Annotated in this window: 27 protein-coding genes and 1 pseudogene; 6 read left to right on the forward strand and 22 right to left on the reverse strand. The window is 58.3% G+C overall.

All coding sequences use genetic code 11. The annotated features are described in order from the left end of the window. Positions 1 to 25: 25 nt before the first annotated feature. Positions 26 to 253, forward strand: a complete 228-nt coding sequence (locus tag ACN0WW_RS02155; protein ID WP_417608900.1) for a hypothetical protein — start codon at positions 26 to 28, stop codon at positions 251 to 253. Here ACN0WW_RS02155 and ACN0WW_RS02160 read toward each other — a convergent pair. The 9 genes from ACN0WW_RS02160 to ACN0WW_RS02200 form a co-directional block, all read right to left on the reverse strand. Then, on the reverse strand, positions 240 to 920 hold the full coding sequence (locus ACN0WW_RS02160) for a lytic transglycosylase domain-containing protein (RefSeq protein ID WP_417608902.1): 681 nt from the start codon (positions 918 to 920) through the stop codon (positions 240 to 242). The genes ACN0WW_RS02155 and ACN0WW_RS02160 overlap by 14 nt on opposite strands. A 3-nt stretch (positions 921 to 923) precedes the next feature. Further along, positions 924 to 1,256, reverse strand: a complete 333-nt coding sequence (locus tag ACN0WW_RS02165) for a DUF736 domain-containing protein (protein WP_417608904.1) — start codon at positions 1,254 to 1,256, stop codon at positions 924 to 926. Beyond that, entirely contained in the window at positions 1,253 to 1,846 is a 594-nt protein-coding gene (locus ACN0WW_RS02170) for a S26 family signal peptidase (RefSeq protein WP_417608906.1), read from the reverse strand. Before ACN0WW_RS02170 ends, ACN0WW_RS02165 begins: the two co-directional genes overlap by 4 nt. Further along, positions 1,843 to 2,529, reverse strand: coding sequence for a DUF2840 domain-containing protein (locus ACN0WW_RS02175; protein ID WP_417608908.1), 687 nt, complete (start codon positions 2,527 to 2,529; stop codon positions 1,843 to 1,845). Before ACN0WW_RS02175 ends, ACN0WW_RS02170 begins: the two co-directional genes overlap by 4 nt. After that, a complete protein-coding gene (locus ACN0WW_RS02180; protein ID WP_417608910.1) occupies positions 2,526 to 3,419 on the reverse strand; it encodes a replication initiator protein A in 894 nt (297 codons plus the stop codon). The genes ACN0WW_RS02175 and ACN0WW_RS02180 overlap by 4 nt, the downstream gene beginning before the upstream one ends. A gap of 11 nt (positions 3,420 to 3,430) precedes the next feature. Continuing rightward, the gene (locus ACN0WW_RS02185; protein ID WP_236925249.1) at positions 3,431 to 3,703 is read right to left on the reverse strand and encodes a helix-turn-helix transcriptional regulator; all 273 of its coding nucleotides are present in this window, start codon (positions 3,701 to 3,703) and stop codon (positions 3,431 to 3,433) included. 121 nt (positions 3,704 to 3,824) lie between these two features. After that, on the reverse strand, positions 3,825 to 4,187 hold the full coding sequence (locus ACN0WW_RS02190) for a DUF2285 domain-containing protein (protein ID WP_417608912.1): 363 nt from the start codon (positions 4,185 to 4,187) through the stop codon (positions 3,825 to 3,827). A 187-nt stretch (positions 4,188 to 4,374) separates the two neighbouring features. Further along, positions 4,375 to 4,611, reverse strand: a complete 237-nt coding sequence (locus tag ACN0WW_RS02195) for a transcriptional regulator domain-containing protein (RefSeq protein ID WP_417608914.1) — start codon at positions 4,609 to 4,611, stop codon at positions 4,375 to 4,377. A 160-nt stretch (positions 4,612 to 4,771) separates the two neighbouring features. Next, on the reverse strand, positions 4,772 to 5,119 hold the full coding sequence (locus tag ACN0WW_RS02200) for a DNA -binding domain-containing protein (protein ID WP_417608916.1): 348 nt from the start codon (positions 5,117 to 5,119) through the stop codon (positions 4,772 to 4,774). A 149-nt stretch (positions 5,120 to 5,268) separates the two neighbouring features. Between ACN0WW_RS02200 and ACN0WW_RS02205 the strand changes: the two genes are divergently transcribed. Both ACN0WW_RS02205 and ACN0WW_RS02210 read left to right on the forward strand, forming a co-directional pair. Beyond that, on the forward strand, positions 5,269 to 5,499 hold the full coding sequence (locus ACN0WW_RS02205; protein WP_417608918.1) for a helix-turn-helix domain-containing protein: 231 nt from the start codon (positions 5,269 to 5,271) through the stop codon (positions 5,497 to 5,499). 222 nt (positions 5,500 to 5,721) lie between these two features. Continuing rightward, positions 5,722 to 6,354: a tyrosine-type recombinase/integrase gene (locus ACN0WW_RS02210; RefSeq protein ID WP_299195427.1), complete on the forward strand. Its 633-nt coding sequence runs from the start codon at positions 5,722 to 5,724 to the stop codon at positions 6,352 to 6,354. Positions 6,355 to 6,525: 171 nt separating this feature from the next. On the opposite strand, the gene ACN0WW_RS02215 is transcribed toward ACN0WW_RS02210, so the two are convergent. The 4 genes from ACN0WW_RS02215 to ACN0WW_RS02230 are packed head-to-tail and all read right to left on the reverse strand — an operon-like array spanning position 6,526 to position 12,044. Next, complete coding sequence (locus ACN0WW_RS02215) at positions 6,526 to 9,639, reverse strand: efflux RND transporter permease subunit (RefSeq protein ID WP_299195424.1); 3,114 nt, start codon at positions 9,637 to 9,639, stop codon at positions 6,526 to 6,528. 1 nt (position 9,640) lies between these two features. Next, a complete protein-coding gene (locus tag ACN0WW_RS02220; RefSeq protein WP_417608921.1) occupies positions 9,641 to 10,753 on the reverse strand; it encodes an efflux RND transporter periplasmic adaptor subunit in 1,113 nt (370 codons plus the stop codon). Next, positions 10,747 to 11,160, reverse strand: coding sequence for a hotdog fold thioesterase (locus ACN0WW_RS02225; RefSeq protein ID WP_299195418.1), 414 nt, complete (start codon positions 11,158 to 11,160; stop codon positions 10,747 to 10,749). Before ACN0WW_RS02225 ends, ACN0WW_RS02220 begins: the two co-directional genes overlap by 7 nt. After that, the gene (locus ACN0WW_RS02230) at positions 11,157 to 12,044 is read right to left on the reverse strand and encodes an alpha/beta fold hydrolase (protein WP_299195416.1); all 888 of its coding nucleotides are present in this window, start codon (positions 12,042 to 12,044) and stop codon (positions 11,157 to 11,159) included. Before ACN0WW_RS02230 ends, ACN0WW_RS02225 begins: the two co-directional genes overlap by 4 nt. Positions 12,045 to 12,110: 66 nt before the next feature. Between ACN0WW_RS02230 and ACN0WW_RS02235 the strand changes: the two genes are divergently transcribed. Beyond that, the gene (locus tag ACN0WW_RS02235) at positions 12,111 to 12,596 is read left to right on the forward strand and encodes a MarR family winged helix-turn-helix transcriptional regulator (RefSeq protein ID WP_417608924.1); all 486 of its coding nucleotides are present in this window, start codon (positions 12,111 to 12,113) and stop codon (positions 12,594 to 12,596) included. Positions 12,597 to 12,755: 159 nt separating this feature from the next. On the opposite strand, the gene ACN0WW_RS02240 is transcribed toward ACN0WW_RS02235, so the two are convergent. Genes ACN0WW_RS02240 through ACN0WW_RS02250 form a run of 3 tightly spaced genes read right to left on the reverse strand, consistent with a single transcriptional unit; the run spans position 12,756 to position 15,208 of the window. Continuing rightward, on the reverse strand, positions 12,756 to 13,637 hold the full coding sequence (locus ACN0WW_RS02240; protein ID WP_299195410.1) for an acyl-CoA thioesterase domain-containing protein: 882 nt from the start codon (positions 13,635 to 13,637) through the stop codon (positions 12,756 to 12,758). Next, on the reverse strand, positions 13,609 to 13,932 hold the full coding sequence (locus ACN0WW_RS02245) for a 2Fe-2S iron-sulfur cluster-binding protein (protein WP_299195408.1): 324 nt from the start codon (positions 13,930 to 13,932) through the stop codon (positions 13,609 to 13,611). The genes ACN0WW_RS02240 and ACN0WW_RS02245 overlap by 29 nt, the downstream gene beginning before the upstream one ends. Positions 13,933 to 13,942: 10 nt before the next feature. After that, positions 13,943 to 15,208 (reverse strand): cytochrome P450, encoded by a 1,266-nt coding sequence (locus ACN0WW_RS02250; RefSeq protein ID WP_299195405.1) that lies wholly within the window; start codon positions 15,206 to 15,208, stop codon positions 13,943 to 13,945. A 183-nt stretch (positions 15,209 to 15,391) separates the two neighbouring features. Here ACN0WW_RS02250 and ACN0WW_RS02255 point away from each other — a divergent pair, with 183 nt between their 5' ends. Together ACN0WW_RS02255 and ACN0WW_RS02260 are read left to right on the forward strand one after the other, a co-directional pair. After that, positions 15,392 to 16,030, forward strand: coding sequence for a TetR/AcrR family transcriptional regulator (locus tag ACN0WW_RS02255; RefSeq protein WP_299195402.1), 639 nt, complete (start codon positions 15,392 to 15,394; stop codon positions 16,028 to 16,030). 146 nt (positions 16,031 to 16,176) lie between these two features. Then, a complete protein-coding gene (locus ACN0WW_RS02260; RefSeq protein ID WP_417608927.1) occupies positions 16,177 to 17,544 on the forward strand; it encodes a methyl-accepting chemotaxis protein in 1,368 nt (455 codons plus the stop codon). Positions 17,545 to 17,997: 453 nt separating this feature from the next. Here ACN0WW_RS02260 and ACN0WW_RS02265 read toward each other — a convergent pair whose 3' ends face one another. From ACN0WW_RS02265 to ACN0WW_RS02290, 6 genes and pseudogenes are all read right to left on the reverse strand, one after another. Beyond that, positions 17,998 to 18,321 (reverse strand): DUF736 domain-containing protein, encoded by a 324-nt coding sequence (locus ACN0WW_RS02265; RefSeq protein ID WP_417608929.1) that lies wholly within the window; start codon positions 18,319 to 18,321, stop codon positions 17,998 to 18,000. Between the two features lie 525 nt (positions 18,322 to 18,846). Continuing rightward, positions 18,847 to 19,287 carry a hypothetical protein gene (locus tag ACN0WW_RS02270; protein WP_417608931.1) on the reverse strand — a complete coding sequence of 147 codons (441 nt, stop codon included), beginning with the start codon at positions 19,285 to 19,287 and terminating at the stop codon, positions 18,847 to 18,849. Between the two features lie 152 nt (positions 19,288 to 19,439). Next, complete coding sequence (locus tag ACN0WW_RS02275) at positions 19,440 to 21,233, reverse strand: ParB/RepB/Spo0J family partition protein (RefSeq protein WP_417608933.1); 1,794 nt, start codon at positions 21,231 to 21,233, stop codon at positions 19,440 to 19,442. A gap of 137 nt (positions 21,234 to 21,370) precedes the next feature. After that, positions 21,371 to 21,772, reverse strand: a complete 402-nt coding sequence (locus ACN0WW_RS02280; RefSeq protein WP_417608935.1) for a DUF2958 domain-containing protein — start codon at positions 21,770 to 21,772, stop codon at positions 21,371 to 21,373. Between the two features lie 14 nt (positions 21,773 to 21,786). Then, complete coding sequence (locus ACN0WW_RS02285) at positions 21,787 to 22,005, reverse strand: hypothetical protein (RefSeq protein ID WP_417608937.1); 219 nt, start codon at positions 22,003 to 22,005, stop codon at positions 21,787 to 21,789. Continuing rightward, positions 22,002 to 22,283 (reverse strand): annotated as a pseudogene (locus ACN0WW_RS02290) (zincin-like metallopeptidase domain-containing protein); the annotation flags it as partial. The gene ACN0WW_RS02285 and the pseudogene ACN0WW_RS02290, both read right to left, overlap by 4 nt. Between the last annotated feature and the right edge of the window lie 126 nt (positions 22,284 to 22,409).

Consider the following 22,409-nt stretch of genomic DNA (forward strand, 5'->3'; position numbering starts at 1 on the left):
TGTAAGGAAACCGGGCGACGGCGCATTGGCCGTTGAAATTGTGAGAGAATTCGCCAAGAGCGACGGCAGCGGATGGGCCAAGACGGCGCATATTGCTGAACAAAACCAACCACCTGCACCCCGACCGACGGCGGTGCTTTTATCTCGCCATCCTCCTTTCCCCTTTCTGATGCTTCCCGCCATCCTTCGCCCAGCTTCGCCAAGGGACGAAGCCGGGCGCGAGAGCATGATTGCGGGCATCATTGATCGCTGACTGTGGAGACAGGTGCGAAGAGGTCGTGCGAAGGCTGATCGGCACGCGCGAACGGATTGGTCGGAGCTTGCTGTTCGCTCGCTTCTGCTGGGATTAATGGTGTAGCCGTTTGGGCAGTAAATGCGGGCAACGCTTCGCTCATCGGTGGCTGGGTCGCTGCAACGAAAATGCGTTCCGCCTGCAGCATGGGCGCAATCCTGGCGACATAGCGGCGCGTTTCGAGCGGGAGCGAACGCCGTCCTGCACGCCATGCTTCATACCGTCCCGGTCCAGCATTATAGGCCGCAAGGAAACCCGGTGCGCCATAGCGATCATACATTTCCCGCAGGTAAGATGTTCCTGCCATGATGTTGTCACGCGGATCGAAGGGATCGCTGCCGAGCGCAAACCGGTCGCGCTGGCGCGCCCAGGTTCCGGGCATCAGTTGCATCAGACCCATGGCCCCGGCGGATGACACGGCGCGCGTCCGGCCCGCGCTTTCGATGCGGATTACCGCATAGATCCAGTGCTCAGGAATACCAAAGCGCTGTGCAGCATCGCGCACATGCGCGGCAATATCGATGCGCTGTGTTTGCGAAGTGGTTGAACCTGTCTGCGCATGAAGGGAAGCCGGGTAGGCGCAGGCCAGTGCAGCCAAGGCCGCAAAGAGCAGTCGATGGTCCCGCATGGCTCAGTCCCTCGCTTCGCGGCGCGAGGTGCGCGACCACATCAGCACATGGGTGCGCGGGTCCGACTGGAACAGATTTGCACGCAGCGGCTGCACGAGCGCCGGATCGTCGATCAGGATCGCGACATAAGCGCCTGCCTTGTCGCCGACGCGCTTCCAGCCTGCTCCGACCTCGAAGGCGGTATCGCCCTCGCCAGCCATGATGCGGTAGTCCGGTGCGTTCTCGGCGTCGCCGGGCGCGGCTGCAACGATGGTCAAGGCACTGTCGATCGTCAGCGTTTGCAGGCGTCCTTCAAAGCCATCGGGGCGCGCTGTGAATGTGCCGATACAGGTCATGGTTTGGTCTCCTTGTTGTCGTTGGGGTTGGTGCTGAGGAATGGGGTCAAATGCGGACGGGCGAACCAGACATGCTCGCCGCCTCCCGCTTCGTCGGTCCAGACAGGGTTTGCGCGTCCGATCACTTGGGCGTAAGCGATCGGCCCGAAGTAGCGCCCGTCAAAACTGCCGGGCGCGCTCCTGTTCATGACGAAAATTTCATCAGCGCGGATGGTGCGGCAGCCCTGCCAGTCGGGCAGCGGGCGCGCCCGGCTGTCGAGCGCACGCGCCTCTCCCGCCGGTGCGCCATTGATCGTGATGGTGAGGCCGTGGCGGCAAATATTGTCGCCGCGCAGCGCCGCGACCTCCTTCAGCAGCGGGACACCGGAGGGTAAATAGCCGCGCTCAGCGAGATAGGTGCGGAGCCCGGGCGGCGGATCGATGGCCACCCGCTCGCCGACATGGAGGCTCGCTGTCCCGCGAATATGGTAGAGCCCGGTCGGCACGCTGGCGGTCGCATTCCAAAGAAGAATGCGCGACATGGGCAGAGCAGCACTGAGCAGCGCCGCCGCCGCAACTGTGCCTGCCATAAGGATCGTTCGCCGCTTCATGATTGCAGCTTCCGGCGAAGCAGCCAAGCAAGGTGGCGGCTCTTTGCATAGCAGCGCGGCAGCATTCCCACTGCAAGCCTGTTGTGCATATGCCGCCAGTGATCGGGTGCCACCTCGCACGGATCGTGGCCCGCCTGTTCGATGGCGTCGATCAGTTCAAAGGTCTGGCGGACCTTCGGCCAGCCTCGAATCGACAGCAGGATTTCGCCGCCAGGGTTGACTTGCGGCACGGTGGTGAAGGCTTCGCCGCTGGCGACTGCGCGCACGATATCGAGCGTTGAACGAACGGTGCCGTAATCATTGGAGGCCCAGCGAACCAAAGCGAACACCTGACCCGGCGCATAGCTCTCGATGCGGGTGCGGCGATCCAGAATGCGTTCGGCAACCGGCTTGCCAAAGCGCAGCCAGTCTTCGCGCACGCCTTGCTGCCACACCAGCGTGACATGGGTGAGCGGCGGATTGCCATCCTGAATGCACTGATTGGTAGAGGGAGGCTCCGCCGCGCCCTCTGTGCACAGGCGCCGCGCCGTTAGCAGGAATCTGGAAGATTCCTTGTTAGGATAGTTAAGGGGCGCAGCAGCCCAGCATTTCCGCGGGTTTGGGCTCGATTCCGGTTCCCGATAGTCCGAACTTTCGGTTCCTGATCGACCGAGCGCGTGGGTTCCTGATAGTCCGAACATCATACCGACTTGTCCACAGGGGTCATGCCGATCCGCCGCATGGCGGCATCGAAAGGATCGACGGGCAGAGCCACGAAATTCAGTCGCTCGCGGCCCAGCTGATGCTCGAGCGTCAGTTTGTAGCCCGGCAGCGGCTGACGCCGGACAATATCGCGCATTTCGAACGCGAAGCGCTTCAGCGGCGAGAGCGCCCCCGACTTGAGGTGGAGGTGCGCAATATCAAAGCTCCATCCGCCCTTTTGTCTGCCGCCATGCTTGCGCACGATGCGGTAGAGCCAACGTTCAAGCCCGCCGGTCAGCTGGAAATAGGCCGGGTCGATAGTAAGCACGAGCGCCCGGTCAAGCACGCCTTCATAGAACCAGTCGGGCACAATCATCTCGATCCCAAGCGCGCGGCCATTGGCATCGAGGCGCTCGCGCCATTCGTTGATCCAGGAGAAGCGGTGACGGCGACGTGCACCAAGTTGGCGGATCGATGTGGCGACGGTCGTTGATTGGAGCCGGTCGAGCGCAGCCTTCAACCGGTCATAGCCCGCCTTGCCGGTTCCGCGCCGGGTGAAGGCAAGAATTTCATGGGGGGTCGCGGAGATCAGCCGCGAGGTGGGTCTCCCGGCATCGCGCGCCTCGACGATCTGGCTCGCCACCCAGATCAGCACATCGGCATCCCATATCGTCGCCATACCGTGTTCGGCGGTCGCTTCGACGAGGATCGCGACCTCGCCCATACGAAAATCGATCGGTTTGACGCGCTTCGACTTGGCGAGACTGAAGAAAGGCCAGGCCATCAGGTCCTGCGCATCGCGCGCCGCGATATCGCCTCCGGCCCCGACGAACAGATCGAGCTGCTGCGTGGCGCTGGAGAGAGACGGGGCAGAAGTTTGGCGGGTGGGCATTAGCCTGACCTTCAGCGCCGGACGGGACCGGAATAACCGTCTATCCGCTTGGCGGGATGGACCACGCCCTTGCCCGGATCGCTGGTCGAGCGGCGCAGGCCTAACTCGGCCCAGCTGTCGAGATCGTCGAGGTGGTAGACTATCCGGCCACCAAGCTTGCGATAGACCGGACCCGTGCCGAAGCAGCGATGCTTTTCGAGTGTGCGCGGCGAAAGCCCGAGATGCACGGCGGCATCGGGTGTACGCAGATAGCGGGGGCGGATGGGGGCGGGAACGGCGTCCATGGAAAATCTCCGCTTGAGACAGGTTGCTGCAGCGCAGAGCTGCTGGTTGCGGAGTGAGATGGCGCAGGGCGGCGCGGCGGAGGGAGTGACCAAATGAAGGTGGCCAAAGCTGACACCCCCGTCAGATGGAGCGATCAAATCCGTAAAAGGTGCGGTAGCCGCCGCCGCGCAATCTCAGTGCTGATCGCAGCAGACGCAGTACATGGCGCTTTTCGCCTGAGGCTTTCCATTCAGCGCCTCTAAGAAGGCGGGAATTGGGATAGACGAGAGTGAAGGCAAGCTCACGAATGGTGGCACCGACTTCGCGCGCATCGAGCATCGCCAGCATGTTGGCCAGCCTGCGGCGTTGGTAGGTGCTTGGCGAAAAGTGTGGTGACGGCTCCGGCGGCGATCGACCGCAAAGCGCAAGCTGCAGCCGGTACAGTGCCTCGGATCGCAAGGGCGCGAATGCATCGCCGGGTATGAGGAACGCAGGCGGGTTCATTTGAGCAACGCCCGGCTGCCACAAGCGATAGCGACCCTTTCGCCCCGTCAGGACGTGGTGCAGGCCGACGGAACAGGTGCAGCTTTGAACAGCGTGCCAATGCGGTTTGTTGACCAGATGTCTGGCAGTTTCGGCGCCGTCATAGATGATCGTCGTCCCCAGCACCTCGGGCGACCAATGGGCCGGTTCATCCTTCGCCGATCTGGTCGGATCGCAGGGGAAAGCTCAGGCCCCATCGCCGAGCCAGGCCCTCCCTTTCTTCCTGTGCCTTTGCCGGATCGTCGAGGGCGCGTTGCTCTGCCTGACTGTATTCGCGGGCATAGTCGGGGTTGCGGCACAGGAATTCCTGCGCGAAATCCGCATGGTCATGGGTCTTGAAGCGCTCGGCATAGTCGGCTGAGCGCCAGGAGCCTTCTCCCGACATTGCGACCTCCTTTGGCAGAGGGCAGCTTGGCCAGACTGAAACGTTTGAGAGAATTGAAGAATCGGGAAGTATCCGAATCTTCTCATTGCTGCTCTTCGCGTCGGCACAAGCAGACGCGTGAAATTACCTAGAATTGCACAAATTTGAAATTGGCTCGCAATTAATCCTTCGCGATCAATTGCCTGTAACCACTACGCGCCATCCATCGTGCGCGCTCGAGATGCGCCGCGTGCATCGCGCGCGCTGCGTCTGGATCGTCAGCGGGATCGAGGCCAAACACAAGTCGGACAACTTCGCGCCAATCCGCGCCTTCCGCAGCGGCATCAAGCAGGCGCAGATAGGTGACGAAATGCGCTTCATCATAATCCGTGGCGTGTTCGGACAGCGGCGGAACGGCCTGGAAGGCAGGGGTCTCAGTCATGGTCAGCTCGGTTTCGACTCGCTTGCTTTCGGGCTTGCTTTTAGCACGAAATCCTTCGCCACTCTTAGCTATGCCGCTTATCCCCAAGCAGGTAATGCGATATTCCAGTCGAGGCTAACGGGGCACACCGCAAAAGCTGCTGAGTTTCAAAGCTTTTCGCGAAATCAGCACATACCTACTTTCATTCAGAGTATACTCCGTGGTTAAATACTCTGCAATCCCGCTCACTCGCCAGCATGACCCTGCGCGAGACCTTTGCTGCCAATTTGCGCCGCTATCGAAAAGCGGTCGGCCTGTCGCAGGAAGAACTTGCCCATCGCGCACAGATCGACCGGACCTATGTCAGCAGCCTTGAGCGTTGTCAGTATGCCGCAACGCTGGATGTGATCGAAAAGCTGGCAGTCGAGTTAGGTATTGATCCCGCGGAATTGCTTGCAGGTGCGGAAGTCGACGAACTTTCAGCTTAGCAGGGTGTCAGCTTTGGGGCTGCGCAAATGGCGTTCTCGATGGTTGATGTTTGGGGTGGATAGCGGCCAGGCTGCTTTTGGAAACGTAAGCGGCAAAAGCAGACTTTTGTCAGTTCTGGGTCACGCGGCAACTTTGCGCCCCAGTTTCAGACATAGCGATGCCAAGTCTTAGTTGCCGAAAGCGGACATTCTTTGCGGCCATTCCGGCCAAGAAGAATGAAGATGACTTATTCACAATTCGATCCTGCAACCCAAAACCGCGTCCCTTGGAACTTTGGGGCGAAGATCGGGCCTAAGAGGCCGTTCAAACAGAAACAGATATGGGCCATCCGGTTCTTTCTCGCCCGCGAGCAGCGCATTCGTGATCGGGCTCTCTTTGATTTAGCAATCGATAGCAAGTTGAGGGGGTGTGACCTCGTTGAGCTCAAGATTGGGGATCTGGTCAGTGGGCCTGACGTTCGAACGCGGGCCGCAATCACACAGTGCAAAACAGGGCGGCCCGTTCAGATTGAAATCGCGGCGGATGCACGTGACAGTCTTTTCGCGTGGCTTGAACGCCGAGGCGGTTCTATTGAGGAATATGTGTTTCCAAGTCGGATCGACCACTCAAATCATTTGAGCACCCGTCAATATGCCAGACTAGTAGATGAGTGGGTTGAGACTATTGGACTTCGGCCAGAGGAATACGGCCCGCACTCACTGCGGCGAACTAAGGCTTCGATTATCTACAAAGCGACAGGCAATATACGAGCAATCCAGATACTGTTGGGTCATTCGAAAATTGAGAATACTGTTCGCTATCTTGGCGTGGACATCGAAGACGCGCTCACGCTAGCGGAGAAGACGGAAATTTGACCGCTGTTGGACGCCAGTCGAAATCGGGCTGGCGTCCGCAAATGGAGTGGGAAGCAGACAATTCCGCTTTGTGCTCACGACCGTTCGCCTCGCTGAAACATTTGCGGGCATTCAAATTCGCTATCTCAATTCAGGCAATCGTACAGGCGGACAAACCAATGCGGTCCGTGACTAGGCCCCATTGCTTGAACTGATGAACCAAAGCTTCGTTAGTTTTACGCGTAGCTTGGTTGCTCCGCTGCTGAGGTCCGAAGCCGCCGCGTACGCTGCTGGTACGACGAGCAATGTGAGGAAAGTCGAGGTCGTTAGGCCTCCGATGATTATGAACCCCATTGCGTTGCGCCATTCGGCGGCATCGGATTGCGCGAGCGCCACAGGTAACATTCCGAAGACTGCGGCCAGCGCTGTCATCAGCACGGGCCGCAACCGCTCTGGGGCAGCGCTGCGCATCGCAGCACCGGCCTCGTCGCCTCGGTCGCGATACTGATTGGCAAGATCGACCAACAGGATACCGTTTTTCATCACGATACCCATCAGCGCGATCATTCCAATTTGGGCAAAGAGGCTCATCTCTTCGCCCGTTGCCCACATCAGAAAATAAGCGCCGGAGAATGATAGCGGCGCGGTTAGCATGATAATTATCGGCTGACCGAAGCTGTTGAACTGGCTCGCCAATACAATGTAGAGCGCCACAAGCGCTAGTCCGAAGGCAAAGATGATGGCCTCGCTCGTTTCGGCTAAGCGGCGTGCGGTACCCTCCATTTGGGTGGCCACTCCAGAGGGCGATGGGTTAGCCGCCAGCAAATCTTCAACCTGTGAAACGGCGACGCTCAAAGGCACACCGGGCGCTGTGTTTGCCAATACTGAAATCTGGCGAGACCGATCGATCCGCTCAATTTCTGCTGCGCTCTGGTTCACCTCAACTGTGGCGACCGATGCAAGGTCGACCAGTGTTCCTTGCCCCGTTCGCAATGGCAAAATTTCGACATCGGAAAGGCTTTGTCTCGCGCTTTCATCAAGACGGACCCGCACGTCGTAGCGCCGCTCATTATCGTTGAATGTCCCCGCATCGCTGCCGCCGATAAGGGTGCGGGATGCAGCGGCCAAACTACGGGCAGAAATGCCTAAATCTGCCGCGCGGTCGCGGTCGACCACAATTTGCAATTCTGGACGCCCACCTTCGTAGGTTGATCGCACATCGACAAAATTGGGTTGAGCAGCAAGTTCGCCTGTGAGCAATTGTGCATAGTCGTTGATTGCGGCTGAATCCCGTCCCGTGATGATAAGCTCAATGGCGACCTGTCCAACACCAGCCCCGGAAACCCAAGGGACCTCTTCGACGGCAATCTCGCGCGCGCTCGGCACATTTTCGCTAAGCGCGTCGCGTGCAAATGTCATCAGATCATCTTGTGACAGATCACGGGAGCGTTTGTGCGTGAGGCCAACATAGATATCGAGTTCATGCACCTTCGGGTTGCTTCCGCTGCCTGCACTCACAAATACCAGTTCGACCTCTGGGTGCTCTCGTAAGGCAATGTCGACTTGCTGCGCAGCTTCCTTCGCACCCGCAATACCCGTTCCGAGTGGCAGTTTGACCGTTACAAGAAATTCAGAGCGATCCGTTGTCGACATGAAGGTGCTGGGAACTTGGGAGGCGAACAGGCCGCCGATAAACACGCTGGCGAGCGCGCCTCCGAGCACCAGATAACGCCGGTCTATCGCCCATCCAACCAGCTGTTCATAGCGTTTACGCATCCCGACATGGAAGTTTTCAATCCTACCCAGCCAGCCACTATCGGCATGTTCGGGACGCAGTAGCCGAGCCGACATGGCCGGTGTCAGCGTGAAGGCGACCAGCATCGACACGCTGACCGAAAAGACGATTGCAAGTCCGTATTGGAAGAAGAAGCGACCGACGATACCTTCCATGAACGCGATCGGCACAAACACCGCCAGCGTTGCGAATGTTCCGGCCAAGACTGCCAGCGCCACGCGTTTGGTCGCTGAATGCGCTGCCTCTGTTGGCTCAACCCCTTCGTCGACGTCATTTTGTACCGCCTCGACCACAACAATCGCATCATCGACCAACAGGCCGATCGCGACCGTTAGCGCCAGCAGTGTCACCATGTTGATGGTGAAATCGAACGCTGCAAATGCAACAAAGGTCGCAACGATTGAAGTCGGGATGGCGAGCAGAACAATGATCGTCGCACGCCAACTTAGCAGAAACAGGAAAGTAACTGCCACGACCAACAGCACTGCGATAAATAGGTCGAACAGAACATCCCCAATCGCCTGTTCGATAAACCGCGAGGTATCCCGCGCGATGACAAAGTTTACGCCTTCGGATGCGTCGGTTTGAATGTCCTCAATTTCGGCTCGTATCTGTTCGGCGACGGCGACTGTGTTTTCGCCGCTCTGCTTACGCACTTCGAGCACCACGCCAAGTTCGCCGTCGAGCTGGGCGTAGCTGTTTTCGTCTTCGACCGCGTCTTCTACGCGCCCGATATCGCCAATCCGCACCGTTTGCCCATTGGGCCGATAGGCGACAGGGATCGCTGCAAACTCTGCCGCATTTGCCGCCTCGGCCAATGTGCGAATACCGAATTGCCGGGTCCGCCCATCGGTAACCAGCCGCCCGCCCGGCAGCTCTGCGTTTTCGCGCTGGATTGCAGACAGTACATCATCCGCCGTGACCCCGCGGGCTCGCATTGCTGATGGATCAAGCCATATGCGCATCTCGCGCTCGCGCCCCCCAACCAGTTCGACGGAACCAACGCCCGGCACGCGCTGCAATCGCTCTTTGACCACCTCGTCGGCGAAGGTGGTCAAATCACGGATCGGCAAGTCCCCCGAAAGGAGAACAGAAAGGATTGGTGCTGCGTCAGGATCAACTTTTTCGATTACCGGAGGCTCGGCATCGGCGGGCAGGTCGCCACCGAGGCGAGAGATTTTGTCGCGAACTTCCTGCGCTTTCAGGTCCGCATCTTCCTCCAGTTCGAACTCAAGATTGACGATGCTGACACCTTCGGCGCTGATGGATCGCATCTGTTTGAGGCCGGATATTGTGTTGAGCTGCTCCTCGATAATGTCGGTGACTTCTGTCTCAACCGTTCCCGGAGAAGCGCCGGGCAGAGCGGTGGTAACAGACACATAAGGAAATTCGACTTCGGGAAAGAGATCGACGCCTAGACGGCCAAATGAGACAATGCCGAGGACCACGAGCGATGCGATGAGCATCGTCGCAAAGACGGGCCGCCGGATTGAAACGTCGGCCAACCACATACTAGTTTTCGCTCGCGGTGCGGCGCGACTTGACTGGCTCGCCAGCGCGCAAGGATGCCGGAGGGTTGAGTATGACCTCATCTCCCTCGCTCAATCCCGATCGAACGCGAACTCTGTCGAGGTCGATACTGTCGTAGGTTATCTCGCGGCGCTGCGCCTTTCCATCCTCGACCACCAGAACATTGGCAGAGGCGTTATCGCCTTGAATTGCGGTTCTTTGCAGTATGATCGACAGCTCGGGCGGGACCTCAATTTGAGCGCGCGCAGCTAGTCCGGAGCTAATCCGATAATTCGGGTTGCTGATCGGAAGCCGCAGTTCAACCATTCGGCTCTCCGGATCGACGCGATCATTGATGATGTAAACGATGCTATCGAACGGCTCATCGAACCCTTCGATAAACACGCGAGCGGGCATGTTACGACGGAATGAGTCCACATATTCCTGCGGTGCATTTACGATAGCAGCGACAGTCCCCAGCTCTTGCAATTCAAGCGCCGCCGATTGCCCGCCCATCGAAAACCGGTTGTTGAGATAGACGCCCTCATCCACCAGTCTTGCGGTTACAACGCCGTCATAAGGTGCGCGCGTGATCGTATCGCTAAGCGCCTGCCTTGCCGTTCCAAGAACGGCCTCGGCTTGGGTCTTCTGCGCACGGGCGACGGCCAGTTCGGTTTCGGCAGCGTCGACTTGCGCTTTTGAAACGAAGCCTCTGGGGGCCAACGCAATCACGCGGTCATATCGGCGCTCTGCCTCAATCGCCTGTGCTTCGGTTAGATCAACTGCCGCCTGAGCTTCTGCGACGCGCCTTTGATAATCAGCCTGACGAATCCGTAAGAGAGGTTGCCCGCGTGTTACTCGGTCGCCGACTTTGACGAATATCCGTTCGACAGGCCCCTCGGCCAATGCACCAATTGCGCTGCGCTGCTTTGCCGCGATGGTGCCAAACGCCTTTACCGGCTCAGCCAAGAGTTCAGGCCTTACGATGATCGTTTCGACTTGGCGTGGCTCTAATTGTGCGGGTTCGGTCACATCGACAGTTTCCGAGTTGTCTGAACACGCTGCCAAAGCAACTGCGCAGATTGCCAGCCAAGACAGGGCTCCGCACTTCAGCATGTATAGGCACCTCGGCCACTTGCTACGAGCTTGCCGTCAGGGCCAGTAATGTGTGTGTCTGCAACAGATATCTGCCGCCCAATCTTTACAACACGTCCGGTCGCAATGAGCGGCCCTGATGTGGCAGGGCGATGATAATCAACCCTGAGATCGGCGGTGGCTTTGACCTTCGCCCCCATCGCAAGGAGAGTGTAAAGTCCGGTAAGATCGATAAGAGCCGCCAGAACACCCCCGTGAGCAGCGCCTAACACTGGGTTGGAAACAATCTCATTGCGCCATGGCATTAGGAGCTGAAGCTGATCGGCTGAATATGACTTGATCTCGACGCCTAGCCATTGGTGAAATGGTGCGATGCGCAGCATCTCTTCCAGCTGTTCGCGCTCGATAATGACTGGCTCCTTGGTCATGTCGCCTTTGCCTCCATGCCATGATGGCGTTGGAGAAAGTCGACAATTGCAGCCGAAAACGCATCGTTGGAATCTCCGACAACCATGTGCGTTGCGCCGGCAATGTCCGTGTATTCGGCATGGGGAACCATTTTTCTCAGGTGCGCGACTGAATCCTCGGAGACGAGGTCGCTCGATCCTCCGCGAACGAGATGGAGCGGAAGTGACAGATTTGCAGCCGCCTTGCTCAACCCTTCAAATTGTCTTTCTTGATGCCCCGGATCCAATCGCTTTTCGTTCATTATGTTGCGGATGAACTGCGGGTCCCAATGCCAATAAAAACGGCCATCGGCTTTTTGCCGCAGATAGTGTTTAAGGTTTCCTCCAGCCCCGCGCTTCTGGCGATGCGGCATGTAGCTGGCGATAATTTCTGCCGCTTCTTCCGGGGACGCAAACCCGCGATCAATATGCTTCTCCATGAAGCCAACCACGCGCATGACCCCGCTTGGCTCCATCCGGGGCGCTATGTCCACAAGAGTGAGTGAGGCGAAGCTGCCCGAAGCAAGTTCACCCTCAGCAATCATTCCTGCAAGCCCGCCAAGCGACGCACCGACAACCGCAGGCTTGCAATCAAGCTGGGACGTTACAGCAACGAGGTCAGACGCGAAATCGCGCAGGTCATAGGAGCCGTCTTGAGACCAATCGCTGTCGCCATGACCGCGCAAATCAATAGCAATGACCCGGAAACCAGCAGAGGCAAGTTCGCCGGTGACACGCTTCCAAGCGCGGCGGGTTTGTCCACCGCCATGCGCAAGCAAGACCGGGGGCGCACTTGCGCTTCCTGAGACTTCGGCGGCGAGCTTGATCGACTCATGGCCTCTAATGGTTTGCACTTTGTCCAGCATAACTGCCAGCCGCTATATTGTAATGCACTTTACAGTAAAGAATTTTATTTTTCTAAATGAGGTGGTATGGTCGCCCGCATGGAAATCAAATTGGACCAAGACGCCGACGCAGCCGCAGAAAGCTTCCTGACTGACACAGATCGTTTCGTATTTCTGCTAGAGGATGTAACCTCGCGATTGCGGCGCAACTTTGATTTTTCAGTCGAGCAGTTTGGCCTCACTCGCACGCAATGGCGCACTTTGGCCTATGTTTACCGGACACCCGGAATGACCCAGACCCAGCTGGCAAAGCGGCTCGACCTCGAACGCGCCAGCATTGGTCAGGCAATCGATAGGCTTGAGAAAATGGAGCTAGTCGAACGACGAAGTGCGCAGAATGATCGGCGCGTGTGGCATGTACACCTGCTGCCTGCTGCAATCGAGTTATTGCCAGCATTGCGCAAAGAGGCAGACGCTACCTACGAACGACTGCTCTCTGGTTTAGGTCTCAATGATCTGGAGCGCTTCGGTAAAGCCCTAGCAAAGATGCGTGATAACCTTGATATCGATTAGGCGTTGGTTGGCAGGGTTCGTGGCCACCAGCGGGGCTGGCCTACGTGAACTTATGCTTCTGGGTTGTTAGCGGAAGCGGTGCTTTCGGCTCCTGACACTATCTAGCTGCCTGTCGGCTTTCAAAACCCGCTGCCTCGCCTCAGAGCAAATGCTTATACGCTAACGGACAAATGTCGCTATGGCAGTTGCCAACGGTTTGTCAGGCCCGTGAAAGCACGTTGCGCGCACAAAGCTTGCTGCATTGCCTTCACGTTCAAAATGGCTGCTCGTCAATAGATCGCGCGAACCGATTGCAGGGCGCAAGTAACGAATATCTATCGATTCTAGCTGCTGCCCGTTTGAATTCTTACCGTCTGCTACCCGGCCTTGGCATGCCGCCATCAATGCGGCAGCAACAACGCCGCCATGCACAATATTTCCGCTTTCCCACCCCAAGATAGCTCGGTTTCCCGCGGTAATCTGCGGAGAATTTGCTGCGCCCGATAGTCCCAAACTACGCGTCATTGGTCCAGGCATATCTTGAGGGTCGAAGGTGCCAGCTAAATTATGGTCAGCCGGAGCCCCTCCTGGGTAGCTCCCTAATCGAAATAGCCCCGTTGAGACACCGACGATATCGTTGGCCGAATTGGTCAAAGTTCCAGTGACAGTCGCAGATGCATTACCTACCATCACGGTTTCAGCGGTCAGCGTCAGCTTGTCCCCCATCGCCGCCGCTGATGAGAGTCCGATCCGCAAATCAAAAGTTGAAAGCCCGATCCCGGGGGCAATCATTCCTTGCAGGGATTGAGATAGACCTTGGTCGATAAAGCCCATGAGAGCTAGTGGATCAGGGCGCGGATCATCCAGTGTTTTCGCAATCCGTCGATTGGCCTTCATGCGGCTCATCGAACGCCCATTTTCGCTTTCCAATACCTCCATACCCAGCGTCAATTGGTAAGGAGTTACAAGTCGAACTAAAGGGTCATCAGTTAACTGGTTTGGAGATTTAGATTGCCCGGCCATTGATTCCAGATCAATGCTGAGCAAGAGGTAATCGTACAATAAGGCCGTCGAGATCCTCCGTAACTTCCACTTGGCAAGCCAGACGGCTGAGACCGTTTGCTTCTTCTACGAATTCGAGCATGTCGGCTTCGCTACCTTCTGCCGCATGGCCTGTTTTTTCAATCCATGCTGCATCGATATGAACGTGGCAGGTGCCGCAAGCTGCACATCCGCCGCAGTCACCATCGATGCCCGGAACCCCATTGTTTCGGGCGGCCTCCATTACAGACAAATTAGCTTCTACATTGACAAGATGGTCGTCACCTTGAGCGGTAATAAACTTCACTACTGGCATTGGTATTCCTTTACCCTTTTCGCTCGTGAACGCGGACCATCATTTTTGCGTAACCTCGGACGAAATTCGATTGAACACGCTCGGGCTCACCGATCACTTCAATGCGGTCAAAGCGATTGAGTATCTCCTCCCACAAAATTCTAAGTTGCATTTCGGCCAACCGGTTGCCAACGCAGCGGTGGATGCCGAAACCGAAAGACAAGTGCTGACGAGGATTTGGACGATCGATGATGAATTCATCGGGTTGATCGATTACTTCGTCATCACGGTTCCCAGAGAAATACCACATGACTACCTTGTCACCTTTGCGGATAGTTTTGCCGCCAACAACCGAATCCTCTTTCGCTGTTCGGCGCATGTGCGCCAAGGGTGTCTGCCAGCGAATAATTTCAGGCACCATTTTATCGATTAGCCCTGGAGAGGCCTTCAGCTTGGCCATTTGATCTGGGTTCTGATGCAGCGCGAGAACGCCGCCGGTCATCGAATTACGGGTTGTGTCATTACCACCTACGATCAGCAGCAATACGTTTCCAAGATACTCCTCCGGGGTCATATCTCGGGTCGCTGGGGAATGGGCCAACATGGAGATCAGGTCATTGCCCGGATCCGCGTTTACTCGTTCATTCCACAGGGTTTGAAAATACTGCGCGCATTCCATTAATTCAGTCGTGCGCTGCTCCCATGAATCAATCAGGCCCCCGCCAGGTGCAGCGGTAGTTACGTCTGACCAGCGGGTCAGCTTACGGCGATCATCGAATGGGAAGTCAAACAGAGTAGCCAGCATTTGCGTGGTAATTTCGATTGAGACTCGATCAACCCAATCGAACTCTTCATCAATTGGCAAGCCGTCCAGCACGGTCCCAACGCGCTCACGAATAGTACCCTCTAAAAGGGCGAGGTTGCCGGGTGCTACGATCGGGCTAACCGCCTTACGTTGTTCATCATGACGTGGGCGGTCCATCGCGATGAAGTTTGGCAGATCAAGCCCCCCCTCATCACCACCTTTCTGAATATTGTCATCGATGATGATGCCACCAAGGCCCGCGGCAGACGAAAAGATGTCATGGTGGGTATCAACATGCATAATGTCTTTATATTTTGTGATCGACCAATAGGGGCCAAACGCGCTGTCAGCGCAGTAGTGAACCGGATCCTCTGCGCGCAGGCGCTTAAAATATTCGCCAACCGTATCAGCGCGAAACAGGTCGGGATTGCTCACGTCGATAGACGGCAGCGGCACATCTTCGACTGGGTTTTGTTGGGCGGTCTGTAACATTGGCTTTCCTCGATCCTAAAGTCGGGAAATTATCCCGGGTGCCGACTGTGTTGAGGAACTTGTCAGCGTTAATGAGTAAAATGTCAATAAGACGTAGGCTCAGCGAGCATTGGCCTAAGGGTGCCTTGCTATCTTCGGGCACAGTAACGTACTGTCCCAAAATAATTTGATCCGGAGTAGTTGGTGGGTAACGACCAGAGCACACAGGCGAATTTCAAGAACGATCGAAAGAGGAGCAAGCGGCTATCACCTGAAAAGCGAAAGGAGCAGCTGTTGCAATGTGCAATAACTGCCTTTGCTGATCACGGAATTTCGCGAGCAACCCACGCTCATGTGGCAGACCGCGCGGGGACGTCAGTTTCCACGGTCCATGCTTATTTTCGCCGAAGGGAAGATCTGCAGCTTGCGGTTCTGAATGCTGTCGAGGCGCATCTGCTGGAGCTGGTTGAATCATGCTTGGCCGGACGCGATTCGGTGGAGGTTACGCTAGATCGCCTTGCCACACGCTTTGCCGCCGAGGCCTCTGCCAATCCGGACCTTATCAGAGTTTGGCTGGATTGGAGTACCGGCGTCCGGCAAGACGTTTGGCCGCGATATTTGGAACTCTTGGACCAATTCCATTTCTACGCCAAAGCCGTGTTCGCGCGAGGAAAACGAGAAGGGACTTTACCGCGTGAATTGAACACGATGGCGGCAGCGCGCCTGTATATCGGCGGGGGCCATACCTTGGCATTGATGCAGTTTTCGAAGGTTAGCAAAAGCGCGATGAAGACATTTACGATGCAATTTGTCCGCAGTGCGATGAATGTGCAGATAAAATAGCCAATCTGTATTGGACAGAAGAGAGCCCGGGCCGATTACCAAACACAGCCCTCCGATTGTCTACTTTGGAAACGACAAATTAACCAAACCCCCTCATACTGCAGGGGAGCGAGTTTGAGACGGGTGTGCTGGAGGGCAAGATGGATATGACGCCGCAATCGGAGTTATCTGCACAAAGCAGAGATACTTCTGCTGCGGAAAGCGAATTCACTGCGACAGGATGGGTCGCGCGGGTCGACCAATGGTACATGTCCAAACCGTTTGCGATCAAAACCAAAATTGCCACGGCGCTTGGTGTTGGGGGCCTTGTTTTGGTCGCTTTGATCGCTGTAATCGGCCTCATGAACCCGCAATATTCAACATATTTTGCGGTCGCGATTGTTATCGTTACAGTGGCTTTCGCCTTCTCGTGTCTAAGCGCGGTTTCATTCATTCTGAGCCGGATCGTATACCCGTTCGTCAGTATGGCAGAGGATATGGAAAGCGTATCGTTCGGCGAGCGCAATATAAACGTCAGAGAGACAAGCCGCGAAGACGAGATTGGCCAGATGGCCCGCGCGCTTGAATCCTTCGTCGCCGCTGAAATGAAGGTTGAAACGCTCAACGCCGAAAAAGAAGCGGCAAGAGCAGAACAGGAAGCCGCTCGAAAGGCTGCGGAGGATACGCGCAAAGAGGAACTTCTCAGGCTTGCGGATCAGTTTGAGGAGTCGATTGGCGGTGTTGTCGATGTTGTCGCTGTCGCATCAGGAGAATTGCAGCAAACCGCTAATGAAATGGCAGCGTCCGCCGATCAAACCCTTACGCAGGTCGATTCCGCTACCAAGTCGATGGACGAGGGTATGCAAGGCGCAACCACCGCTGCCGCCGCATCTGATGAATTTGCAATGTCGATGGGAGAAATCAGCCGTCAGGCTGAAACGTCGGCTGAATTCGCACGCGATGCGAGCCGATCCGCAGAAAAGGCCGATGAAACAATCAAAGGTCTTTCATCATCGGCAGCGCACGTAGAAGAGATTATCGACCTGATCAGCAGCATTGCCCAGCGGACCAATCTCCTCGCCTTGAACGCCTCTATCGAGGCGGCCCGGGGCGGAGAGGCGGGGCGCGGTTTCGCGGTTGTTGCCAGTGAGGTGAAAGAATTGGCAACCCAAACAGCCGCAGCGACCGAGCGAGTCACCGCTCAGGTACAAGGTATGCGCAGTTCAACCGATGCCAGTGTCGCTGCACTGGAGATGATTGCAGACAAAATCGTGGATCTCGAAAAAGGCGCCACGGCCATTGCAGCTGCGGTGGATCAACAAAGCGTTGCCGGAAAAGAATTGGCACGAAGCATCGACATGGCGGCGCGGGCGTCTAACACCGCTTCGGAGGTTCTCGGTGAAGTTCGCAAGACGAGCGAGACGACCGAGCAAGCGGCGAACGAAGTTTCTGGTTCGGCAGAGCGTCTTGATACTCAGGCGGTAGACCTGCGCGAGAAAGCTAACGGATTTCTAGCTCATATCCGGGCAGGATAGGTCGAGGAGTCTCAACCAAGTCCGGCGACAACGACGCCGAAATTCTAGCAACTTGAAATCAGCAATTTAGTTCGGACGATTGCCGCTGAGGCTCCGTAAACGCCTCGTCTTTTCAGCAGAGCACATATTCAATCGAATGATGGTGTCATTGAGGTTCCAATAAAGCATCCGAATTGAGAAATATTTCCGCGTGGCCGCAATTGGGTCGCAGGTGCAATGTCGGCTTTCTAAGTTCAGATCGCCGGGACCGGACCTTCCGCTAACGGCCCCTATTCGAGCCCTAATGCTATGCTCGATCGAATGACAGCTTTCGGCAAACGAACTTGCTGTGGGGAGTGTCGCCAATCAGGGTCGCAAGCCGAATGTCGCCTTTCTGCCCTGCAGGATCAAAAGCAGGCCTTTCACGAATGAAGCCCCGCCCGGCATGTGCCGGGCGGGGCAGCCTTGCGGCGGTTACTCGCCATTGACCTTGCGGCTGCGGGTCCAGATCAGGCTGTAATTCTCGCCATCATCTTCGGCGAAGAGGTTCGCGTAGATCGGAGCGACGAAGCTCGGATCGTCCAGCTTGACCGAGAGGTAGTCGCGGCCTTCCTGGCTCTGCTTGCTCCAGGCGGCACCGATTTCGGCGCGGCCGACGAAGACGCGGTGCGAGGGAGCGTTCTCACTTGCCTGTTCGGTTTCAGCGACGATGCGCACATTCTTCTGCTGCACGCTCATGGTGACGATCTCGCCCTTGTAGCCGGTGCCCGTGGTGGTGAAGTTGCCGATATTGGCCATGATGAAATTCCTTTCGCTTTGGTTCGAACCTGCGCCCATCGCAGCCTCGATGGCCAGACGAGGGCGGTTGTGCGGGGCGGGCGCATCCCGTCAGGGACCGCAGCGACAGCGAAGGACGGCAGCGGGAGCGGCTATTTTGTTTCGCGATGCAAAGGGCACCCCAGTGCCCGGCGGAAAATAGCCGTTCCCGCGCCGTTGCGCCCCGAAGCCCCGCAAGGGCGAAGCCCGTCCGCCGCCAGAAAGGCCATGCACGAGGCAGCAGGTGGGGCAGGTGATGCCATGCGAAAACGGCAGATCAGAACACCAATCGGCTTGCTTGCCTTTTATCGGGCTCACATTGGTCGAGAAGTGATCGCCATGTGGGGTGCCGCAGGATCCCGGCATTGCTGTCAGCGAACTTCAGGCTCGCAAGCTGCCCGCACGCGTTTCGGATCAGTGACCATCGGTGCTGAAAGCGAGCGGGACCATGTCAGCGCTTGATCGAGGACGAGCCGATTTCGACAATCGCCCAGTCCGGCAAACGACTTACACCCATGATGGCGGGTTCGGCGATGCGGTAGCGCCACCACGAACGGCGAGCCAGCGCAAGGCCGCAGCGCTCCCGATCAGCATGGCTGCTGCGAGGCTCAGCCATTGGATGATCAGACCATCGGGGAGGAAAGCAAGCGCAAGACCATGCGCCGCATGATAGCCCGCCACTCCGCCGCAAAGGCCGAAGCCTGCAACCGGCACGAGTCGCAAAACAGGGGAGCGCGCACCGGCGAGCAGATGGGCGGCAACCAGCAGCAATGTAGCAGCTGCCAGTCCGGCACAGGCAGCAAGCGTCCAACCCGCCCCGCTGGCGATTGCCCACCACGCAAAGGTCCCGCCGCACCAGAGCGGCAGGGCATAGAGTGAGAGCGAATAGAGCAGGCGCGCTGCCAGCACGGCAGCGACGAGCACGGTGAGGGCGGCAATGACAATCATGGGGCGTCCTTTCATGGCGAACATTCGCCGGACGCACCTCCCGACCTCCTCCACGGTGCTTTTTTCGATGGCCAAGCAATACAGCCATGCGCCCCGATGCACAATGCGGGCAGGGGGATCGTCCCGCTGCCCGCATTATGAAAAGCGCTGGGTCAGGCCGCGAGCGGCTCGGCCTCCGGCGTGTCTTGATGGTCGTCCGAAGCGAGGTCCGCGCCTTCCGGTTCATCCTCCTCGCCTTCGACCAGCCACTCCGCGCGCTTCGCAGCGGCTACGCTCGGTACGCCGCCACGCGATGTATAGGCAGCAGGCGGGAAGGCCATCCAGCGCGGCACCCAGCGCTCGACCTTGGGCCGCTCGTTCGCGCCGGTCAGATGATCGGAGATAAGGCCTTTGAGCGTCGCGCCTTTCTCGGTCGCATTGGCGCTGGCAACCGCCTCGCCGCCGACCTCGCCAAGCAGCGCGACCATCACCTCCTTGTCGCGCAGCAGGCCGAAGAAGGCTTCGTCGGCCTGCCAGCAATCGGCCATGTCCACGCCCATGTGCTGGCCGCAATATTCGGCGGCCTCGCTGCCGATGGCGAGCGTTTCGGCCACGACCAGTGCGAGCACCTGCATGACCTCGCCATCTTCCAGCTTGAGCAGCCGGTGCAGGATCGGAACAAGGTCGCTGCCGTAGCGGTCCTGACACAGCGCCTCGCGGCTTTCCTCGAAGCCCAGTAGATCAAGTATCGTACGGCGGCGTTCGGCCAAAGCCTTGGTCGCGGGGCTGGCGGCAAGGCTCTTCGCAATATTCTCGTTGCGGCTTGCTGTATCGGCAGGGCGGATGCTCCACAGCGGCGAACCGGCAATGGCATGGGCGACCATGACGCGCAGCGCCAGCGACGGCGCGGTCGAGAGCCGCTCGCTCACCGCCGCATGGCGGTGGAGGTCGATATAGCTTGCCAGCGTCGAGGTCAGTTCGGGCCGCGCGGGCTTGGTGTCCCCGTCCTCGCCGCGCGCACGGCGCTCCGCCGCCTGCGCTTCGCGGCGACTGATAAAGCCTTCGTGGAACACCGCCTCGCCATTGGCGCGGCACTGGATATAGACGCGGCCGCCCTTGCGCTTGGAAGCGTGTTCATACTCCCAACTGGCAAAATGCTCGCTCGGCGGGACGATCACGACATCGGCCCAGCCTGCTTCGAGATATGCGGCCTTGCGCGCATCGACTGCGGCCATCTGAGCGGCCCAGAAGGCATCGCTGTCGGCAAAATAGCCGTCCTCGCCGAACAGGTCGGCAACGATCTGGCCGGAATAGGTCTCAAGGTCGAACAGCGCGACACCGGTCGCAATCGATGCGCCGCCAAACAGCCAGCCCTTCAATTGACTGCCGTGCGGAGCATAGGCCTCCGCATCCTCGAACAATGCCAGCCATGCCTTTTGCTGCGCCTTGCTGGCGAGCGTCAAATGGCGGACGGTCGCGGCATCCACTTCCTCGGCGCGGTAGGCTTCGCGGATGCGGGGCAAGAGATTGCCGAGCGCGAGGATGCGCTTCACCTGCAATTCGGTGAGCGCGAAGGTTGCGGCGATGTCCTCGACGCTGCGGCCTTCCTTCACAAGGCGGGTGAAGCTTTCCCACTGGGTGACCTCGTCAGGGTCCTGCCGCAGAAGGTTCTCGATCATCGAGATTTCGAGCGCTTCGGCATCGTCACCCTCGCCGATCACGATACAGGGGAGGCTGCGCTCCTCGCCGCATTCCTTGGCGGCTTCGAGACTGGCGAAATAGCGGCGCTTGCCTGCCAATATCTCGAAATGATCGGGTTTGCCATTTGCGCGCACGAACAGCGGCGACAATACGCCGCGCGCCTTCACCGAAGGCAGTATGTCGCGGACATCGGGAGCCTTGCGCCCGCGCCGCATATTGATGGGGGAAACCGAAAGACGGCCCAGCGGTATATGGTCGATCTGCATGATAGTGACTCCTTGAATAATCTCTTGGAAAGGGTGGCCCCGCCCTCCGGTCGGGGGGGTTGGGAGGCGGAAGGCGGGGCCGGTGTGTCCCGCATCGAAGGGACGAGTCCGATGCGGGCATCATCCGCCGTTTGGGGCTACGGCGGTGAACGGCTGCGCCCCGACTCTCCGGCGCGCGCCAGCGCCGCTGCCGCGCGGGTCAAATGGTCGGGGTGCTCGGTGATCTGGCCGCAAAGCCGCGCCGCCTCGGCATAGACCGAGAGCGGATGCTCGGCGGCAAAATGCACATCGCGCTCAATCCGCAAACCTAGCGGCAGGCGCACCGAGGCGATTTCCGACAGGCTTGCGCAGCCCAGTTCGGGAAAACCGAAACCGAGATCGCACAGGCCGAACAAAGTATCGCCATCGCTATCGAGTTCGCTGAACAGCCAGGTCGCAGCGCCCACAGGATTGAAGAATTTGACGAGCGGCACATGGTCTGTCTCGCTGCCTCCATGGGCCAGCAGGCGCTCGCGCAGATGTCGGGTGAGAAGGTCCATCGCATCGCCTCCGGTCAAAACATTTCAAGCTGGTTGCGGGCGTTCGTATCGAACAGTCCGTGATTGGCAGGGCGCTGACCCTTGCGCGGCAGCAGCGGCGCATTGGCGAGGACGCCTAGCCGCTCGCCCAGCGTGACCGGCGCAACGCCGGGCACCAGCGTCTGCGCACCGGCCTCGGTTTGCTCGGCTTCGAAGGCGCGCTGCGGCGCACGGCGATCGGGTGCCCTGCTCATGCCGCCTGCTCCCGTTCGCTCGGCTGACAATGCAGCAGGAACTCAGCGGACTTGCTCGCCTGACTGGCCGCACGGAAGATTGCGCGATTGTCGGCGCGCAGCACTTCCAGCCAGCTGCCGAGATAATCGGCGTGGCGCACAGTCGGCTCAATGCCGAGCGCGGCGCACAGAAAGGCCGAGGCCAGTTCGGCGACCAGTTCTTCGCGGGCATAGGGCGCAGAGCCGAACCGTCCGGTCTGGTCGCGGCCCAACCGCGAGCTGTGACCGGTCCAATGCGACTTATGCCGATATCGGCATAATGGTCATAATGCCGTAACCCGGATTATGCCGCATTGTGCAGAACAACGGCGGCAATCGGCATGAAGTCGCCAATCGAGTTCGGCATTATCTGTGCTGCTCCACCA

The sequence above is a fragment of the Parasphingorhabdus sp. genome (genome assembly GCF_048269865.1).
GTDB lineage: Bacteria > Pseudomonadota > Alphaproteobacteria > Sphingomonadales > Sphingomonadaceae > Parasphingorhabdus.

Excerpts from the sequence above, each read along its gene's own strand:
- ACN0WW_RS02160 (WP_417608902.1), bottom strand. The coding sequence starts at position 920 with ATGCGGGACCATCGACTGCTCTTTGCGGCCTTGGCTGCACTGGCCTGC.
- ACN0WW_RS02165 (WP_417608904.1), bottom strand. The coding sequence starts at position 1,256 with ATGACCTGTATCGGCACATTCACAGCGCGCCCCGATGGCTTTGAAGGA.
- ACN0WW_RS02170 (WP_417608906.1), bottom strand. The coding sequence starts at position 1,846 with ATGAAGCGGCGAACGATCCTTATGGCAGGCACAGTTGCGGCGGCGGCG.
- ACN0WW_RS02175 (WP_417608908.1), bottom strand. The coding sequence starts at position 2,529 with ATGATGTTCGGACTATCAGGAACCCACGCGCTCGGTCGATCAGGAACC.
- ACN0WW_RS02180 (WP_417608910.1), bottom strand. The coding sequence starts at position 3,419 with ATGCCCACCCGCCAAACTTCTGCCCCGTCTCTCTCCAGCGCCACGCAG.
- ACN0WW_RS02185 (WP_236925249.1), bottom strand. The coding sequence starts at position 3,703 with ATGGACGCCGTTCCCGCCCCCATCCGCCCCCGCTATCTGCGTACACCC.
- ACN0WW_RS02190 (WP_417608912.1), bottom strand. The coding sequence starts at position 4,187 with ATGAACCCGCCTGCGTTCCTCATACCCGGCGATGCATTCGCGCCCTTG.
- ACN0WW_RS02195 (WP_417608914.1), bottom strand. The coding sequence starts at position 4,611 with ATGTCGGGAGAAGGCTCCTGGCGCTCAGCCGACTATGCCGAGCGCTTC.
- ACN0WW_RS02205 (WP_417608918.1), top strand. The coding sequence starts at position 5,269 with ATGACCCTGCGCGAGACCTTTGCTGCCAATTTGCGCCGCTATCGAAAA.
- ACN0WW_RS02210 (WP_299195427.1), top strand. The coding sequence starts at position 5,722 with ATGACTTATTCACAATTCGATCCTGCAACCCAAAACCGCGTCCCTTGG.
- ACN0WW_RS02215 (WP_299195424.1), bottom strand. The coding sequence starts at position 9,639 with ATGTGGTTGGCCGACGTTTCAATCCGGCGGCCCGTCTTTGCGACGATG.
- ACN0WW_RS02220 (WP_417608921.1), bottom strand. The coding sequence starts at position 10,753 with ATGCTGAAGTGCGGAGCCCTGTCTTGGCTGGCAATCTGCGCAGTTGCT.
- ACN0WW_RS02225 (WP_299195418.1), bottom strand. The coding sequence starts at position 11,160 with ATGACCAAGGAGCCAGTCATTATCGAGCGCGAACAGCTGGAAGAGATG.
- ACN0WW_RS02230 (WP_299195416.1), bottom strand. The coding sequence starts at position 12,044 with ATGCTGGACAAAGTGCAAACCATTAGAGGCCATGAGTCGATCAAGCTC.
- ACN0WW_RS02235 (WP_417608924.1), top strand. The coding sequence starts at position 12,111 with ATGGTCGCCCGCATGGAAATCAAATTGGACCAAGACGCCGACGCAGCC.
- ACN0WW_RS02245 (WP_299195408.1), bottom strand. The coding sequence starts at position 13,932 with ATGCCAGTAGTGAAGTTTATTACCGCTCAAGGTGACGACCATCTTGTC.
- ACN0WW_RS02250 (WP_299195405.1), bottom strand. The coding sequence starts at position 15,208 with ATGTTACAGACCGCCCAACAAAACCCAGTCGAAGATGTGCCGCTGCCG.
- ACN0WW_RS02260 (WP_417608927.1), top strand. The coding sequence starts at position 16,177 with ATGACGCCGCAATCGGAGTTATCTGCACAAAGCAGAGATACTTCTGCT.
- ACN0WW_RS02265 (WP_417608929.1), bottom strand. The coding sequence starts at position 18,321 with ATGGCCAATATCGGCAACTTCACCACCACGGGCACCGGCTACAAGGGC.
- ACN0WW_RS02270 (WP_417608931.1), bottom strand. The coding sequence starts at position 19,287 with ATGATTGTCATTGCCGCCCTCACCGTGCTCGTCGCTGCCGTGCTGGCA.
- ACN0WW_RS02275 (WP_417608933.1), bottom strand. The coding sequence starts at position 21,233 with ATGCAGATCGACCATATACCGCTGGGCCGTCTTTCGGTTTCCCCCATC.
- ACN0WW_RS02280 (WP_417608935.1), bottom strand. The coding sequence starts at position 21,772 with ATGGACCTTCTCACCCGACATCTGCGCGAGCGCCTGCTGGCCCATGGA.
- ACN0WW_RS02285 (WP_417608937.1), bottom strand. The coding sequence starts at position 22,005 with ATGAGCAGGGCACCCGATCGCCGTGCGCCGCAGCGCGCCTTCGAAGCC.